17 protein-coding genes are annotated in these 15,912 nt (G+C 54.5%); 8 read left to right on the forward strand and 9 right to left on the reverse strand.

Features of this window, described 5'->3' with window-relative positions:
* The first annotated feature begins 30 nt into the window (after positions 1-30).
* Positions 31-711 (forward strand): NAD(P)H-binding protein, encoded by a 681-nt coding sequence (locus BUA49_RS07305; protein WP_072796520.1) that lies wholly within the window; start codon positions 31-33, stop codon positions 709-711.
* On the opposite strand, the gene BUA49_RS07310 is transcribed toward BUA49_RS07305, so the two are convergent.
* The 6 genes from BUA49_RS07310 to BUA49_RS07335 form a co-directional block, all read right to left on the reverse strand.
* The gene (locus BUA49_RS07310) at positions 708-2,381 is read right to left on the reverse strand and encodes a GMC family oxidoreductase (RefSeq protein WP_072796521.1); all 1,674 of its coding nucleotides are present in this window, start codon (positions 2,379-2,381) and stop codon (positions 708-710) included. The two genes, BUA49_RS07305 and BUA49_RS07310, sit on opposite strands and share 4 nt — an antisense overlap.
* A gap of 55 nt (positions 2,382-2,436) precedes the next feature.
* Positions 2,437-3,222: a ZIP family metal transporter gene (locus tag BUA49_RS07315; protein ID WP_072796522.1), complete on the reverse strand. Its 786-nt coding sequence runs from the start codon at positions 3,220-3,222 to the stop codon at positions 2,437-2,439.
* 63 nt (positions 3,223-3,285) lie between these two features.
* Entirely contained in the window at positions 3,286-3,771 is a 486-nt protein-coding gene (locus BUA49_RS07320; protein ID WP_072796523.1) for a hypothetical protein, read from the reverse strand.
* A 61-nt stretch (positions 3,772-3,832) separates the two neighbouring features.
* Entirely contained in the window at positions 3,833-4,498 is a 666-nt protein-coding gene (locus BUA49_RS07325; protein WP_072796524.1) for an AbiTii domain-containing protein, read from the reverse strand.
* Positions 4,499-4,702: 204 nt separating this feature from the next.
* Positions 4,703-5,509, reverse strand: a complete 807-nt coding sequence (locus BUA49_RS07330) for a DUF1338 domain-containing protein (protein ID WP_072796525.1) — start codon at positions 5,507-5,509, stop codon at positions 4,703-4,705.
* On the reverse strand, positions 5,499-6,611 hold the full coding sequence (locus BUA49_RS07335; protein WP_072796526.1) for an arginine N-succinyltransferase: 1,113 nt from the start codon (positions 6,609-6,611) through the stop codon (positions 5,499-5,501). The genes BUA49_RS07330 and BUA49_RS07335 overlap by 11 nt, the downstream gene beginning before the upstream one ends.
* Before the next feature lie 116 nt (positions 6,612-6,727).
* Here BUA49_RS07335 and BUA49_RS07340 point away from each other — a divergent pair, with 116 nt between their 5' ends.
* Both BUA49_RS07340 and BUA49_RS07345 read left to right on the forward strand, forming a co-directional pair.
* Positions 6,728-7,156 carry an Lrp/AsnC family transcriptional regulator gene (locus BUA49_RS07340; protein WP_072797733.1) on the forward strand — a complete coding sequence of 143 codons (429 nt, stop codon included), beginning with the start codon at positions 6,728-6,730 and terminating at the stop codon, positions 7,154-7,156.
* A 237-nt stretch (positions 7,157-7,393) separates the two neighbouring features.
* Positions 7,394-9,076: an AMP-binding protein gene (locus BUA49_RS07345; protein WP_072796527.1), complete on the forward strand. Its 1,683-nt coding sequence runs from the start codon at positions 7,394-7,396 to the stop codon at positions 9,074-9,076.
* Positions 9,077-9,191: 115 nt separating this feature from the next.
* On the opposite strand, the gene BUA49_RS07350 is transcribed toward BUA49_RS07345, so the two are convergent.
* Complete coding sequence (locus tag BUA49_RS07350; RefSeq protein WP_072796528.1) at positions 9,192-9,386, reverse strand: hypothetical protein; 195 nt, start codon at positions 9,384-9,386, stop codon at positions 9,192-9,194.
* A gap of 142 nt (positions 9,387-9,528) precedes the next feature.
* On the opposite strand from BUA49_RS07350, the gene BUA49_RS07355 reads away from it, so the two are divergent.
* Positions 9,529-10,428, forward strand: coding sequence for a LysR family transcriptional regulator (locus BUA49_RS07355; protein WP_072796529.1), 900 nt, complete (start codon positions 9,529-9,531; stop codon positions 10,426-10,428).
* 18 nt (positions 10,429-10,446) lie between these two features.
* Here the strand turns inward: BUA49_RS07355 and BUA49_RS07360 are convergent, their stop codons facing one another.
* Positions 10,447-11,088: a transglycosylase SLT domain-containing protein gene (locus BUA49_RS07360; protein ID WP_139248751.1), complete on the reverse strand. Its 642-nt coding sequence runs from the start codon at positions 11,086-11,088 to the stop codon at positions 10,447-10,449.
* Positions 11,089-11,255: 167 nt separating this feature from the next.
* Here BUA49_RS07360 and BUA49_RS07365 point away from each other — a divergent pair, with 167 nt between their 5' ends.
* Positions 11,256-12,074, forward strand: coding sequence for a DUF2059 domain-containing protein (locus tag BUA49_RS07365; RefSeq protein WP_072796531.1), 819 nt, complete (start codon positions 11,256-11,258; stop codon positions 12,072-12,074).
* A gap of 79 nt (positions 12,075-12,153) precedes the next feature.
* Here the strand turns inward: BUA49_RS07365 and BUA49_RS07370 are convergent, their stop codons facing one another.
* Positions 12,154-12,432 (reverse strand): peptidylprolyl isomerase, encoded by a 279-nt coding sequence (locus tag BUA49_RS07370; RefSeq protein ID WP_072796532.1) that lies wholly within the window; start codon positions 12,430-12,432, stop codon positions 12,154-12,156.
* 182 nt (positions 12,433-12,614) lie between these two features.
* Here BUA49_RS07370 and BUA49_RS07375 point away from each other — a divergent pair, with 182 nt between their 5' ends.
* The 3 genes from BUA49_RS07375 (at position 12,615) to BUA49_RS07385 (ending at position 15,907) form a co-directional block, all read left to right on the forward strand.
* Positions 12,615-14,201 carry an ABC-F family ATPase gene (locus tag BUA49_RS07375; protein WP_072796533.1) on the forward strand — a complete coding sequence of 529 codons (1,587 nt, stop codon included), beginning with the start codon at positions 12,615-12,617 and terminating at the stop codon, positions 14,199-14,201.
* Between the two features lie 170 nt (positions 14,202-14,371).
* Positions 14,372-14,935, forward strand: a complete 564-nt coding sequence (locus tag BUA49_RS07380; protein ID WP_072796534.1) for a DUF1415 domain-containing protein — start codon at positions 14,372-14,374, stop codon at positions 14,933-14,935.
* 240 nt (positions 14,936-15,175) lie between these two features.
* Positions 15,176-15,907 (forward strand): polyamine aminopropyltransferase, encoded by a 732-nt coding sequence (locus tag BUA49_RS07385; protein WP_072796535.1) that lies wholly within the window; start codon positions 15,176-15,178, stop codon positions 15,905-15,907.
* The last annotated feature ends 5 nt before the right edge of the window (positions 15,908-15,912 follow it).

Below are 15,912 nucleotides of genomic sequence, written 5' to 3' on the forward strand. Positions count from 1 at the left end.
TGAGCACCTGTACTGATAGAAGAGAATGTTATGAGAGTAATGTTATTGGGAGCGACCGGGTTAACCGGTGGATTTGTTCTCGCTGGATTACTGGCTCGCGATGAGGTTGAGTCGGTTGTCGTGCCTGTCCGGAAGCAGATGGAGACTGTTCACGCCAGGTTGCGCCAGCAGGAAATGGATTTTGATCGCATGGAAGACCATGCAGAGCTCTTTAATGTGGATGCGATCATCTGCTGCCTGGGTACGACCATCAAAAAGGCCGGCTCTCAGGAGCAGTTCCGCAAAGTGGATTATGGCTACTGCCTGAAAGCGGCGGAGCTTGGCCGTGCTGCGGGTGCACGCGCGTTCATTCTGATGTCTGCCATCGGTTCATCTGCTACATCGACTATTTTCTATAATCGAGTCAAAGGCGAGCTGGAGGATGGCGTTAAGGGGCTTGGGTATCCTTATCTTTCAATTTACCACCCCAGCCTGTTGCTGGGTGCCAGGAATGAGAATCGTCTTGGAGAGGCTTTGGGCATTAAAGCCATGCCACTGATCAACCGGGTTCTTGTTGGCCCGCTGGAAAAGTACCGTGGCATCGAAGCGGCGACGGTTGCCAATGCCATGGTGAACGAGGCCTGCAGTCTGGCATCGGAATCTGCGGCCGAACAGGTGGTTCAGATCCGGGAATATCAGGATATCGTCGAGCTGTCTGCGCAGACAGCTTAATCGCCGGCCAGAATCCACCTTGCCGCTTTCTCGGCAATCATCAGTGTCGGTGAGTTGGTGTTGCCGCTGGTGATCACTGGCATCACGCTCGCGTCCACCACGCGCAAACCGTTTACGCCCCTTACCCGCAGGTGAGAATCCACCACGGCCATTGCATCATCGGCTCGCCCCATGCGGGTCGTACCCACCGGATGAAAAATAGTGGTGCCGATGTCGCCGGCCAGACGGCTCAAATCTTCGTCGGTCTGATACTGCGACCCAGGTTTGTATTCCTCGGGCAGATACTTTGAAAAGGCCGGCTGCCCGGCGATGCGACGTGTTACTCGCAGTGAGTCTGCCGCCACCTTTCTGTCCTCTGCAGTGTTCAGGTAATTGGGTGCAATAGCCGGCGCCTCCAGGGGGTCGCGGCTGCGGATACGTACCGAGCCCCGGCTGGTGGGGTTGAGGTTGCATACGCTGGCAGTAATGGCCGGGAAATTGTGCAAGGGCTGGCCGAAGGCATCCAGGCTCAGGGGCTGAACGTGGTACTGGATATTGGCGTAGTCGTATTCATCCGAACTGCGGGTGAATGCGCACAATTGTGAAGGCGCCATGCTCATGGGGCCTGAGCGTTTTAACAGATATTCAAGGCCAATCCGGGCTTTACCCCACAGGGAGTTGGCCATGGTATTGAGGGTGAGGGCGTTCCTTACCTTGTAGACAGAGCGGATTTGCAGATGATCCTGAAGGTTTTCGCCTACCCCTGGCAAGTCTGCTACCACCGGAATGCTTAATTCCTGAAGCAGATCGGACGGCCCTATGCCAGACAACTGCAACAGTTGGGGTGAGCCGATCGAGCCGGCCGAGAGAATAACTTCGCGGCTGGCCGTTGCGAGCGTCTCATTACCAGAGTTGGCATCTGCTACGCGCACTCCGGTGCACTTGGGCTTCTGTCCATCCGTATTCATTTCGAGGCTCAGTACCTGGGTAGAGTGCCAGACTGTGAGGTTGGGTCGTTTCGAGGCGCTTCGCAAAAAGGCCTTGGAGGTATTCCAGCGCCAGCCGGCACGTTGGTTTACCTCGAAATAATCCACGCCTTCATTATCGCCGCGGTTGAAGTCCTTTGTGCGGGGAACGCCTGCCTGAACTGCTGCCTCCGCAAAGTCTTCAAGGACCTGCCAGTGCAGGCGCTGGCGCTCCACCCGCCATTCACCGCCATGGCCGTGGAAGCGCTTGTGAGCGCTATCTTCAGGGTCGCCGGCGTCCAGACCATGATGATCTTCATGGCGCATGAAATCTGGCAGGCAATTGTCCCAGCTCCAGGCGTCATCGCCGGTTATTTCTGCCCATCGATTGTAGTCCCTTGCCTGGCCGCGGATGTACAGCATGCCGTTGATGCTGGAGCAGCCACCCAGGGTTTTGCCGCGGGGATATATCAGCGACCGGTTGTTGAGGCCCGGTGCCGGCTCTGTGCGGAAGCACCAGTCGGTGCGTGGGTTATCGATGCAGTAGAGATAACCCACAGGAATATGAATCCAGTGATAGTTGTCCCGCCCCCCGGCTTCGATCAGTAAAACACGGTTCTCGGGGTTGGCGCTCAGGCGGTTGGCCAGCAGACAACCGGCTGTTCCGGCGCCTGCCACGATATAGTCGAACTCAAACGGACCCGGTGCTTTGTTGTTGTCGGGCAAAGTATTTTCTCCGTAGCGATCTAAATAATGATCTAAATAGTGGTCTGACGTCAGACTACCCCAATGTGGCGTCCAGGAACATCATCACAACAAAGCCGACCAGCAGGGAGAAGGTCGCCAGCGTTTTGTAGCTGTTCCGGTGGGTTTCCGGAATAATCTCATTGCTGATAATGAACAGCATGGCACCTGCAGCAAAACCCAGAGTCCAGGGCATAATCGGCTCAGCCAGCCATACCAGGGCAGCGCCGAATACGCCGCCGATGGGCTCGGCCAGCCCGGTCAGCAGCGCGATTGTGAATGCCTTGGTCCGGGAGTACTGAATGGCCATCAGTGAGAATGCAACGGCAAGGCCTTCAGGAATATTCTGAATGCCAATGCCCATCGCCAGCACATAGCCGTTGCGCACATCTCCCCCGGCAAAACCAACGCCCACCGCCATGCCCTCCGGAAAATTATGCAGCGTTATGGCAATAATAAAGAGCCAGATGCGGCGGACATGCGAGGCGTCAGGGCCTTCCGGCCCGAGGTTGAAGTGTTCATGGGGCAGTTTCTGGTGGATATAGTACAGCGCCCCTGCACCGGACAGTATGCCGAATATCACCAGCAGCGCTGCAGCCCAGGTTGAGCCCAACAGCGCCTCTCCATGCTCCAGCCCCGGAAGCAGTAACGAGAAAAAGGAGGCTGCCAGCATCACGCCCGCAGCACCCGCCAGCATACTGTCCTGCAGCCGGTCAGACAGGGTTTTGACGAAGAAGACCGCCAGGGCACCTATACCGGTTGCAAGGCCTGCCAACAGGCTTGCCAGTGCGCCAAGCCAGACGATGCTGATATCAGTAGTCATGAAGGCCGGATTCTCATGGTCGGAGTTATGTCAGGTAATCGTCGCCGGAACTGTTTCAAGCCGTCAGTTCGTTTTGTAGGTCGGGCCTGTTGAACGCGAGAGCGTGGGCTCGCAGCCGATAACCTGTCTCGCCTGCTTGTGTGCGTGCAGATACCAGCGCTTCCCGGGCTCGGTAAATGTTTGCGAGGTAACACGGAAATCCGTTGTTTCCATTGTTGCGGGTATAGGTGAACCGTCAGAATGGCGGTAGACGCAGCTGGTGCCAAGGGTCACGGGAGTGGCTACGGGTAGCGCTATAAAACCATCTTCCCGAACCTGCGGAGGATGGTCGTCCACACTGATGATCTTGAGGCAGGGGCCGAAATGAATTCTGCGCTGATCACGCAGATATTCGCTCAGGCAGTGCTGGGCACTGAGAAGGACGGTATTGCGGTCTTTGCCCGGCAGGTTTTCGTTGCCTGGCTCGATGATCGATTTTTGATCTGACAGCGACTGGCAGCCTGCCAGCATAAAAAGGCAGGCCAGCAGAAGCGTGAAGGCAGGCTTCATCGTTACTCCTTGTTGCATTGAACAAAAACGGGATTGTCCCGGAACAAGGAGTCAGTTTAGCTCAGCTTGCCCGCCCGAACATCTTCTCGAAAAAGCCTGCGGAACGCACATCCGGAATGGGCAGGCTGTCTAGCTCATCCATGGCTCTGCGCCAGAAATGTTCCGGGTCGTCCAGTTCCGCAACCTGCGCGCGCTCTTCGGGGCTGTAATGGTTATGCTCTCCCGCGAGGCCTTTTTCCATCAGTGCCTGCGTCCACAGGTAAACTGCGCCTCTTACGGTTTTTAGCAGGCGCAAATACACATCGCGGCTGAGGTTGATGGCCAGCTCTGCGCTCAGGTTGATCTGTTTCTGCAAAACAGCCATATCATCGACATCCAGCAATAGCCGGTTGCCGTCACCTTTTTTGCTGTTGACGCAGGTTTTTTCCAGGGACTTGGTACCTTCCATGAGATCTATATGGCCAAACTCAAGTTTCTGATGATCGCTTACCGGTGCCGGAATCCATCCATATTGCGGTGATTTTGCGACAATATGTCCCGGTAAATCCAGGCGGTAGGGAGGGGTGGCGTCACGATCCTGGTAGCCATCGAATTCAGACCGCAGCCAGGCAGCCATTTTTTTGTGACGTAACATCATGGCAAGTGTGATGGCTGAAGGCATGATGTCCTCGAGCAGCCCGCCCGAATCACGGGTGCGCTCGTCGAGGTGACTTGCGGATGCAGACATGTTTTCTCCTCGGTGGAGGTAGGCTTTTTGTTCCCACCGCCACATTTTTGTTGTTGTACGGCTTCCGGTATTGTCTGACCGGCTATATTCGAAACGTGCTCGTGTTCAAAAAGTAGACAATGACGGCGGGCCGCGCCGTTGTAAAAAGGTTATTTCTTTGTAACGGCGGGTAAGCAGTATATGCGGGCTCGCACACCCAATCCGTTACATGCCAGCGTGGGTGCTCTCGAAAATTTTGTCTGCAGAAGCTGCCACAAAGCCGTTATAGAGACTGCCGTCGGCTTTTTTGTAGCGCAGTGCAAACTCATAGAAACAACTGGGAATGGTGGCCTCCCGGTCACTGAACTTTACCGGAACCCGGTCGGCCATGGTGGAGGACTGTTCAAGCAGATCTTCGGGAGAGCCTTTCACTTCACCGCCGGAAACATTCACCGAAAAGCCGTTATCTTTCAGGAGCTGGTTCACATCGGCGACTGTATGGAAGCTTTGCAGGTCATTAACACTTACGGTGAAGTGATTCGCCCGGTAGCCCCAAGCCGCGAGCCAGGCCGCATATTCGCTCTCTTCCAGCAGCTTGCGGTAGGTGTCGTAATCCAGATCCCAGTGCCGGCCTGAGTATAGAAAGTCGTCCGCTGTAACCTGTTCTTTTGTCACCCCTTCTACCAGTTTTTTTACACTGGCCTGAAGCTCCGGTGAGCACTGTTCCGTCAACAGCTCTGAAATGAATACCCTCGGAGCCTCCGGATCTGAGTGCTCATAATGCCGGGCATAGAGTTTCTTGCCTTTGAAGTGGTATTCGCCCCCTTCGCGATATCCCAGAGCAAGAAAATGCGCTGCAAGAGCGTCCAGGCTAACGGGCGCCAAATTGAAGGTTCGCAGGGCGATATGATCGTTAATGATCGCGTGGCCTTCTTCCGCACCCAGAATCCGATGGATTTGCACAGCCGAAGGCGTGACGTCACGATAATTCTGCCAGAGCTTCTCGAACAAGGCGTTGCGATCAGTATGCATAATTTAACTCCGGGGCCGTATTTCGGGTTTGTGCTGGCGCTGCCTGGTTTAAAGGCAGAATGCGCGCGAGCTTGCCGTTCTCCAGGCACAGTTTTACAGCGAGGGCAGGGGGAACAATCAGTGTATCTGGCTGGGCAGACAATTCGGACGTGACCGTTGCCCGGAAGTCTGCCGTGCCTGTGTTTGTAATCAAAGTTGGTTCGCTTTGCTGGTAGCTGGCACGTCCATAACGGCTGCCAGTTCCTGTGCCTGTGTCAGTTTCGTCAATTCTTACCGCGCATGCATAAGAGGATCTCACGCTTTGAATGTCGGCCAGGGCGCACTCAACCGTTGGTCCCGCATCAAACAGGTCTATGAGTCCTTTGTGCTGAAACCCTTCGGCTTCCAGTATCCGCAAGGCCGGCCGGGTTTGGTTGTGTACCTGACTGATAACCTCCCGGGCCTCCGGGCTCATCAGGCAGGTGTAAAGCGGATGGGAAGGCATCAACTCATCAATGAAGTCAGTATAGCCGGTGCCAACCAGATGGGTTGCGTGACTGAACTCGATATCAACGAAATGAGCTTTCAGCCAGTCCCAGAAAGGCGATTGGCCAGCGCCGTTCGAGACACCGCGCATCTCGGCAATGACCTTGTCTGAAAAGCGTTCCGGGTGCAGCGCCATAAAGAGGAAACGGACCCGGGAAAGCAGTTTGCCTGCATCGGCCCGGCGGAACGCCGGCCGCAGATAAAGTGAGCAGATTTCAGAATAGCCGGTGTAATGGTTGCAGCGGGTCAGGGTTTCCACGTTTCGGCGAAGATCAAGATCCCGGGAGTGGTGGATAATCGTATTACGCCGGAAATGGTAAAGCGGCCGGGTATGCCCTGCATTCGCTTCTATGCCGGTGGTGCCCAGAATATCTCCGGTGGCTTCATCTTCCAGTACGAACAAGTAATGCTCGTCACCAGGGCTGGTAACCCGGCGCTCGAAACTGGCCATGGAATGGGCTATTTTTCGCGTCAGAGCATCCCTGTCGGGCATGAGGGAGGTAAAGCCCGGGCCGGATTCCTGAGCTATTTGAAAAAGAGTATCCAGATCCCTGTCGGTAATCGGTCGAATGATCATGGGCTGCAACCTGACGATGTTTCGGGACAGTATGAAGAGATGTGCTGGCAGGTTGCAGATGCATTATGCTCGAAATGGGCTATTATTTTTTCATAATGACCAGGCGAGTAACCAAAATGATCGGAAGCAAAGACCAAAAGCTGCTTTTGCTGCTACGTCAAAACGCCAGAACCAGTATTACGGATCTGGCCAAGGCCCTGAACCTGTCGCGCTCAACGGTACAAAACAGGATCGCCCGGCTGGAGGTCAGCGGTGTGATTGCCGGATATTCGGTGCAATTGGGAGGGGCTTTTTCGTCTAGTCAGGTGGAAGCTCACGTTTCGATAAAAGTTGCCCAGAAACTGACTGCGCGAACAAATTCCGCGCTTGAGGGTATCAGCCAAGTGTCTCAGTTGTTCTCGGTAAGCGGTGAATACGACCTTATAGCCATCGTTCAGGCCCAGTCTCTGGAGGAGCTGAGTGCCGTACTGGATGAGATCGGTAATCTTGAAGGTGTTGAGCGCACTAACTCGGCTGTGGTGCTGGAAACCCGCTTCCGGCGGTAGGCGCTTTTCTGCAATTTTTTTACAGCTGGATTATCAGGAACCCAGCATCCCCGCGAAAGCACTGTACAAGAAAGCGGCTGAGCCAAGCAGGATAAATCCCCAGGCCGGGAAAATCAGGAAAGAGCGAGTCGACTGTCTCATGGTGGTCTCCTATGAGTAATGGAATCCGATACGCTTCGTTCTTCACTTTAGACTAATATTGATTAATGTCACAAAAAAATAAAAAAGGAGTTTTTCATGGCAGTGGATCCCCATAGGCAGACCTCTTTGCACTGTTTGTATTACTGGGCGGAGCGTAACCCGGAAAAGCTATACCTGACTCAGCCATATCCTGACGGCACGGTGGAGGACATCACCTGGAAGCAGGCCGCCGATCAGGTGTCGCGAATGGCGGCCCATATCAATAGCCTTGAACTACCAGAGCGCAGCAACATCGCCATTCTGGGCAAAAACAGTGCGCACTGGATTCTGTCCGATCTGGCTATCTGGGCTGCAGGCCATGTATCTGTGCCGCTCTATCCCACCCTCAATGGTGAAGCTGCCGCCTATATCCTTGAGCACAGCGAAGCAAAGCTGCTGTTTCTGGGGAAGCTCGACGGCACGGCGGATGGTTGGAGCGATATAAAAGGGCATATTCCCTCGGATCTCCCGATCATCTCCCTGCCCATGTCGCCGCGAAATGATACTCCCAAGTGGCTGGATATTATTGCTGAGCACGAGCCGGCTAAGCCGAGATTACCTGACCCTGATACGCTGGCTACCATTGCATACACCTCAGGAAGTACCGGGCGCCCCAAAGGGGTTATGCACAGTTATCGGGCCATGATGTCGGTTGCGGACGGCTTGCAGCAGATGTTCACTGCGTCATCAGACGACCGTATGCTGTCCTATCTTCCGCTGGCTCACGTGGCGGAACGGGCGGCGGTGGAAACCCAGTCGCTGTATTTCGGTTTTCATGTGTATTTTGCCAATACTCTGGAAACCTTCCAGCAGGATTTGCAGCGTGCCCGGCCAACCCTGTTTTTCTCTGTTCCCCGCCTGTGGATGAAGTTTTACCTTGGGGTTAATGCCAAACTGCCGCCCAGGAAACAGAAGTTACTGTTCAGCATTCCGTTCGTCCGCTCAATGGTGAAAAAGAAAGTGCTCAGACAGCTGGGGCTGGATCATTGCCGTGCCGCACTGACCGGGGCTGCGCCTTTGTCGGAAGAGATTATCACCTGGTACCGCAACCTCGGTCTGGAGCTGCTGGAGGTTTACGGCATGACGGAAAACTTCGGTTACTCCCATGCCAGCCGGCCGGGGCAGGCCCGAATCGGCTACGTGGGTGTGACGAATCCCGGCGTTGAACATCGTATTGGTGATGGTGACGAACTGCAGGTAAGAAGCCCGGGCATGATGCTGGGCTATTATCGGAACGAAGAAAAAACCACGGAGGACGTTACCGCCGACGGCTTTCTCAAGACCGGAGATATGGGCGAAATCAACGCCGACGGCTACCTGCGGATTACAGGCAGGGTGAAAGACCTGTTCAAAACCTCCAAGGGCAAATATGTGGTGCCGGTGCCTATTGAAAACCGGTTTAACCACCCTTCGGTGGAAGTTGTCTGCGTGGCCGGTGCTAATCAGCCTCAGCCCTGCCTGATGCTGCTGCTTTCGGAAGACGTCCGGGGTTCGCTTGCAACGGGCATGAGCCGGGACGGGCTGGAGCAAGAGCTGACAAACGAGCTGAAGGCGGTGAATGAAGGCTGCGAGGCGCACGAAAAAATCGCGTTTGTGGTTTTGGTGAAAGAGCCCTGGACGATGGAAAACGGGATGCTGACGCCGACCATGAAGATCAAGCGCAATGTGATCGAGGATGTTTACAACCGTAAAATGGACGAATGGTTTGAGCAGAAGAAGAAAGTGATCTGGGAATTCTGACTGTGTAATGCAAAACGCCGACGGGTCCTCTTGGGAATCGTCGGCGTTTTCAGTCTGGCTTCTGGTTTCAGAGCTGCGCTATATGGCGCAGCTCTTTACCTATGCCCGGCTGGAATCAGTGGCCACCCTGCATCTGGGCGATATCAGGCGTTGCTGCTGCAGCTTTGCGATTAAATGAACGCAGTTTGCTGCTCAAGAACTGCACTGCCATCTTTGCAGCCGCACGGGTGTGCTGGCTTCTTACCCCAGCACTGTTGTGGAGGATACTGGACGGTAGCGGTTGAACGGTTGCGATATGCTGTTGAGCCATAGCGACTTCCTCCTTTACTGATGGGTTACTGTTTGTAAATTACTAAAAGGGATTGACCCGAATATAAGGCTAACTATAAAGGTATTTTTTTGCAGCGTGAATACGTTAAACTTCGTACTCATGTTGCAAATATGCAGTAGCTATGGACTGGGATTATCTTCGATATATACATGCTCTGGCAATAGGTGGAACCCTCGCAAAGGCCGGAGAAATACTGGGTGTACACCAAACCACGGTTTTGCGTCGGCTGGACCAGATGGAAGAGTCGTTGGGTGTGCAGTTTTTTGAGCGTAACCGGGATGGATTGCAGCTGACGCCGGTTGGGGAGACCGCTTTTCGTAGTGCTGAAAAGCTGTCTGTCGATATGGAGAATCTTGAGCGCAAGCTGGTAGGGCAGGATTCAGCGCCTGTGGGCAAGGTACGCCTGGCGGCCGAAGACACGATGATGAGTGAGCTGCTCGGGTCGATTCTCACTGAACTGGTGCGTGAATTTCCGGATATTGAGCTGGAAGTGCTCACCGATAACGACGTTACTAATCTCAACCACAGAGAGGCAGACCTTACCTTGCGGCCTGAAAACAAACCTCAGGCAACGCTCGAGGGTGAGCGTATAGCTGCGATTGAGTCCGCTGTCTACGGTTCCGCCGGTTACTGTCGGCGCCACCGCAATATGGATATTGAGAACCATCCTGAAGGCTGTCTCTGGATTATTCCGGATGAAACCTTCAGCCATCTGGCAACGGGCCGGTGGTATCGCAAGCACCTGAAAAATGCCACGTCGGTCATCCGTTGCAATAGCCTGCACTCGATGCATGCGCTGGCCCGTGCCGGAGCTGGTCTGGCTGTTCTGCCATGTTATCTGGGTGAGGGCTCCAAAGAACTGCGTCGCCTGTCAGATCCGATTGAGGGTGAAAGTGTCGATCTGTGGTTACACGTAAGTCAGGATACCCAGCAAATGGCCAGAGTTCGCATTGTGATGGAGTTTCTGGTTGACCGATTGCAGGCCCAGGCGTCTGCAATTGAGTTCAGCCCGACAGCATGATCACCGGGTAACCGGTCCTCAGCTGCAGAATGGCCAGAACTGATACCAGCGCCAGCACTGGAATTCCTGTTCACAGGATTTGAGCTGGTTATCGTATTGAAAGGCCCGGTTCTGAACCCTTGAAGCCAGAGCTGTCACCGCAGGCTTGCGGGTGAACGTTTTGCGGGCGAAGCCACCACGGCCCTCATGATATGCCAGGTAAAGCTGGCGCGGATTATGGAAGGGAATGCCGAGCTGTCGATGGGTGAGTTGGTTATACCAGCCTACGAAATCCAGTGCGTATTCCATGTCAGTACGAACTGTAAATAAGCCATCGCCGTTGGCCGCAAGATATTCTCGCCAGGCAGGGTCCAGAGCCTGGGCGTAGCCGTAGGCAGTGGTTGGCCGAGTCCAGGGGATAAAGCCCCATAGCAGCGTTCTGGGTGGCTGAGCGTGGCTGCGGAAGGATGATTCGTAATAAACGAAGGCCATCTGAGTGGCGATGGGTGTTCCCCAGCGTGCCTGAGAGTTGCTCGCATAGTCATACCAGACGGTATGTTCCCGGAAAATATCGCATAGATCATCGGGATTAACCGGTGGCTCAGGAGCCAGCAGACTGAAGCGTAGCGTTGCCCAGGTCCCGATAATCAGCCCGAAAACCGGAAGCCCGTACCATTTCACGCGGGATCGCCATCGGTTGCGGCGTGTCTGGCGCCGTTTCCTGCGCGGTCGTGCCGGTTTCCAGAATTTTCCTACCAAACTGTCATCTCCGGAACCCATGGATTGCTTGCTCAGGGGAGGGTGCGCGTGTCATAAACGCAGCATCCACCAATCAGGATGATAGTTAAATGAAGCTCGGCACCCTAGTTAAACCTCTTTTAATCACCGGTCTGTTTCTGGCAGGCCCGGTCATGGCTGCGCCCAGCGCCCAGCAGGTTCTGGCGGCATCGCCCATCGACGATATTGTTGATCGCTACCCCGCCATGATGAGCGAGGGTATTCGCGAAGGCCTGAAGCGCAGCCAGCAGTTGCCTCCCATGGTCGCAGATACTATTGGGTACGTGGTCACTAATAGCTTCCGTGCGGCGGATATAGAGCAGCAGATTGTGCAAAATCTGGAGCGTGACCTCTCCGGGAAACAGCTTGAAGCAGTAGAGGGCTGGTACCAAACCCCGGTTGCCCGGAAGATTTCTACGGCAGAAATTGCGGCCTCAGATCCGGCTGTCTGGAAGCAGATTCAGGCCAGGGCGACGGAATTGAACAAGAAGTACAAGGGCACCGACCGCGCCAAGCTATTTGAGCGATTTGATCGCGCATCCCGCGCCACCGAAAGCGCAGTGGATACCACCATTGCCGTTCAGCTCGGGCTGGCAACCGCTATGGCTGCGTTCAGCCGTGATTCGGCGAATTATGATGAACTCAAACAGACCATAGAAAGCCAGCGCGGCAAAATTCGTGGCATTGTTGAACAGCAGGTGTATGACAGTTATCTGCATACCTATGAAAAAATCAGCTCCCAGGAGATGGGGCTGTATATCGACTTCCTGGAAAGCGGTCCGGGGACTGCGTTTTCAAAAACCGTTACGGGGAGTATTCAGCAGGCAATTACCGATCCGATTGAGTCCATCGGCAACCAGATGGCGCGCTTCCTCGCTCCGCAAAAATAAGAGGCCAAGAGAACTCGTATTGGCCCTGGCTCCTGAAACTGTCAGGAGCCATTGAGGCGGTTGCGCCTGAGGGTCTCCCTTAACTGCGGCTGGTTACTTCCAGCAGGTGGTAGCCAAACTGGGTTTTCACGGGGCCAATCACAGTGTTCAGGTCGCCGCTGAACACCACCTTATCGAATTCGGGAACCATCTGTCCGGGGCCAAAAGATCCCAGGTCGCCGCCGTTACGGCCGGACGGGCAGGAAGAGTGTTGCTTCGCAACTTCTGCGAAATCCTGGCCACCTTCAATGTCCTTCTTCAACTCTTCACACTTTGCTTCGCTGTCTACCAGAATGTGGCGTGCGGTTGCCTGTGTCATGGTAACTATCCTTAAATGGAATGAATGGGTACTTCGAAGAGGGAATGCTGCCCGTACCCTTCGCCCGAGGCAAGCCTTTTTATCCGTGTTTCTGCGGTCTCACGATTGTCACTGCAAACCTGTACAATGCCGACTTTCTTTAGTCGGCGTGGCGCTGGCCCTCACATTTATAGGTTTGTTTCTTGATCTCTACTGCCAATATCACCATGCAATTCGGGGCCAAACCCCTGTTTGAAAATGTTTCCGCCAAGTTCGGTAACGGCAATCGCTACGGCCTGATCGGGGCTAATGGCTCCGGCAAATCCACCCTGATGAAAATTCTTGGTAGCGACCTTGAACCTTCGGGAGGCCAGGTTATGCTGGAGCCGAACGTTCGCTTGGGTAAGCTGCGGCAGGATCAGTTTGCCTTCGAGACCTGTTCGGTCATGGACACCGTGATCATGGGTCATGAAGAACTGTGGAATGTTAAAAGGGAACGCGATCGCATCTATTCGCTGGCAGAGATGAGCGAAGAAGACGGTATGGCGGTTGCCGACCTGGAAGTGCAGTTTGCCGAAATGGACGGCTACACCGCCGATTCCCGCGCCGGTGAACTGCTTCTGGGCCTGGACATTCCCCTGGAACAACACGAAGGGCCTATGAGTAGCCTGGCGCCAGGCTGGAAACTGCGGGTGCTGCTGGCTCAGGCACTCTTCTCGGATCCGGATGTGTTGTTGCTGGACGAGCCCACCAACCACCTGGACATCAATACAATCCGCTGGTTGGAAAACATACTGGTGGCTCGCAGCAGCACCATGATCATCATTTCTCACGACCGTCACTTCCTGAACAGCGTGTGCACCCACATGGCTGACCTGGACTACCGTGAGTTACGGCTGTTCCCGGGCAACTATGATGAGTACATGACCGCCGCCACCCAGGCCCGTGAGCGTATGCTCTCGGATAACGCGAAGAAGAAGGCCCAAATTGCGGAACTGCAGCAATTTGTAAGTCGCTTCTCTGCCAACGCCTCGAAAGCGAAACAGGCCACCTCCCGTGCACGCCAGATCGACAAGATCCAGCTGGATGAAGTAAAACCCTCCAGCCGTGTCAATCCGTTTATCCGTTTTGAACAAGGCAAAAAGTTACACCGCCAGGCGGTAACAATACGGGAGCTGACCAAGGGTTTTGATGGGAACACTCTATTCAACAAGCTGAACCTGCAGGTTGACGCTGGCGAACGCGTGGCCATCATTGGTCCCAACGGCATTGGTAAAACCACGTTGCTGCAGTGTCTGGCCGGTGTTTACGAGCCTGACAGCGGTGAAGTGAAGTGGACGGACAGCGCCGAAGTGGGCTATTACGCTCAGGATCACACAGCAGATTTCGCCGGCGACGATACGCTGACGGAATGGATGGCCCAGTGGACAACAGGTGGCGAGCAGCTGATAAGAGGTACGCTCGGCCGTATGCTGTTTTCCGGCGATGACATTAGTAAATCCGTGCGTGTGATCTCCGGTGGTGAGCAGGGACGTATGCTGTTTGGCAAGCTGATTCTGCAGAAGCCGAATGTGATGCTGATGGATGAGCCGACCAACCACCTGGATATGGAATCCATCGAGTCGCTGAACCTGGCCCTTGAGAACTATCCCGGCACACTGATTTTTGTCAGCCACGACCGTGAGTTTGTATCTTCACTGGCGACCCGGATTATTGAGTTGACGCCTGAGGGTATTACGGACTTTAGTGGCACCTACGATGATTATCTTCGTAGCCAAGGCTATTTATAGAAGCTTTTAATTTCGGGGCTGGGCAGTCGGGTGGAACTGTCCAAAAACCGCTGTGAATACTTCCCTTTACGCTTGGCTTCGCCATCCATGGCTTCGCACATTTTTGGACAGTTCCACCCGACTGCCCGATTTGAACTTCTGAGTTTGGATCAACAACTGAGGAATTTTTTGTGAGCGAAGGATCGGTAGTTCAGGCGACTCGGAAATGGGTCGAAGACGTTGTTGTTGGTTACAACCTTTGCCCATTCGCCAAACGGGAGCTGGTCAGAGACCGGGTTCGGTTCGTGGTCTCCGAGGCTGATAACGAAGATTCACTGCTCCAGGCCCTGCAAACTGAACTGCTGCGTCTGGAAGATGAACCGGAAACCGAAACCACGCTCCTGATTCATCCTCACGTTCTTCAGAGTTTTGCGGACTACAATGAGTTTTTGGGTGCTGCCGACGGGTTGTTAACCTATCTGGATCTGGAAGGTGTATACCAGATCGCCAGTTTCCATCCGGACTACCAGTTTGCAGATACCGAATCGGATGCCGCCGAGAATTATACCAATCGCTCCCCGTTCCCCATGCTCCATCTGTTACGTGAAGCCAGTCTGGAGGCCGCTATTGACAGCCATCCGGATGTGGACGGAATTCCCCAGCGCAATATTGATCTGATGAACAAGCTTGGCGCACAGAAGATGCGGGATATTCTGCATAGTTGCATGCAGGCCTCGGAGAATACAGGGGAATAGATCAAAGAGCCGGTGTGTGTCCCCTCCCAATATGGGCGCGGAAGAATACAGGGGAGTAAAACGAAGAGCCGGTGGGTGCCCCTCTCCCAAAAATGTGCGGAGCCATGGATGGCGGAGCCAAGCGTACACGGACGTATTCACAGCGTTTTTTGGGAGAGGGGCACCCACCGGCGCTTGCACGGTGCAAAATTGATGCAGGCCCGACGATAGGCAAGCCAACGACTAGAAAGAGGCATTGAAGTGGGACGTCTGTTCGAACAAATTGATAGCCAACCCTCCGAAATCGGCGAAATCACACTCCGCCGTCGCCGCATCCCGGCACTGGGCGACAGAGACATTTTCGAGGTAAAGCTTGGTGAAGAATTTCTCATGTCCAGCATGTTTGTCGACGCCGAGGTCGCCCTCTCTGATCTCGGAATAGGCGAAGCCGAAGGCGACAACCTGAGCGTCGTCGTTGGTGGTCTGGGGCTCGGTTATACCGCCGTAGCCGCACTCAAACACGAACGGGTCGGAGAGTTGCTGATAGTCGAGTACCTGGAGCCGGTTATCCGCTGGCACCAGCAAGAATATGTGCCCCTCGGTAAAGACATCAACGCAGATGCCCGCAGCCGCTATGTTCACGGCAGCTTCTTTGATCTGGCTGTTGCCGGTCCCGAGAGCGGAGGCTTCGATCCCGAAGCGCCCGGCAAAGAGTTTGATGCCATCCTTCTCGACATCGACCATTCGCCTCGCGCACTGCTGAACGATTCAAACGCCAGCTTCTACACAGCTGAAAACATCCGCCGTATGGCCGGGCAGCTCAAACCCCGAGGCATTTTTGCCATGTGGTCCAATGAGGGCGAAGATTCCGTATTCATGGAGGTATTGCGGGATGTGTTCACCGAAGTGGTCTGTCATGTTGTGAGCTTCTACAATCCATTCCAGAATAGAGAATCTTTCAACACCGTATACGTGGCCCGCAAACCGGGCTGAACCGA

This window comes from Marinobacter antarcticus (genome assembly GCF_900142385.1).
Lineage (GTDB): Bacteria > Pseudomonadota > Gammaproteobacteria > Pseudomonadales > Oleiphilaceae > Marinobacter > Marinobacter antarcticus.

Coding starts and splice junctions, on each gene's coding strand:
- BUA49_RS07315 (WP_072796522.1), bottom strand. CDS start 3,222: ATGACTACTGATATCAGCATCGTCTGGCTTGGCGCACTGGCAAGCCTG.
- BUA49_RS07350 (WP_072796528.1), bottom strand. CDS start 9,386: ATGGCTCAACAGCATATCGCAACCGTTCAACCGCTACCGTCCAGTATC.
- BUA49_RS07330 (WP_072796525.1), bottom strand. CDS start 5,509: ATGCATACTGATCGCAACGCCTTGTTCGAGAAGCTCTGGCAGAATTAT.
- BUA49_RS07340 (WP_072797733.1), top strand. CDS start 6,728: ATGATCGGAAGCAAAGACCAAAAGCTGCTTTTGCTGCTACGTCAAAAC.
- BUA49_RS07365 (WP_072796531.1), top strand. CDS start 11,256: ATGAAGCTCGGCACCCTAGTTAAACCTCTTTTAATCACCGGTCTGTTT.
- BUA49_RS07355 (WP_072796529.1), top strand. CDS start 9,529: ATGGACTGGGATTATCTTCGATATATACATGCTCTGGCAATAGGTGGA.
- BUA49_RS07335 (WP_072796526.1), bottom strand. CDS start 6,611: ATGATCATTCGACCGATTACCGACAGGGATCTGGATACTCTTTTTCAA.
- BUA49_RS07325 (WP_072796524.1), bottom strand. CDS start 4,498: ATGTCTGCATCCGCAAGTCACCTCGACGAGCGCACCCGTGATTCGGGC.
- BUA49_RS07305 (WP_072796520.1), top strand. CDS start 31: ATGAGAGTAATGTTATTGGGAGCGACCGGGTTAACCGGTGGATTTGTT.
- BUA49_RS07345 (WP_072796527.1), top strand. CDS start 7,394: ATGGCAGTGGATCCCCATAGGCAGACCTCTTTGCACTGTTTGTATTAC.
- BUA49_RS07370 (WP_072796532.1), bottom strand. CDS start 12,432: ATGACACAGGCAACCGCACGCCACATTCTGGTAGACAGCGAAGCAAAG.
- BUA49_RS07320 (WP_072796523.1), bottom strand. CDS start 3,771: ATGAAGCCTGCCTTCACGCTTCTGCTGGCCTGCCTTTTTATGCTGGCA.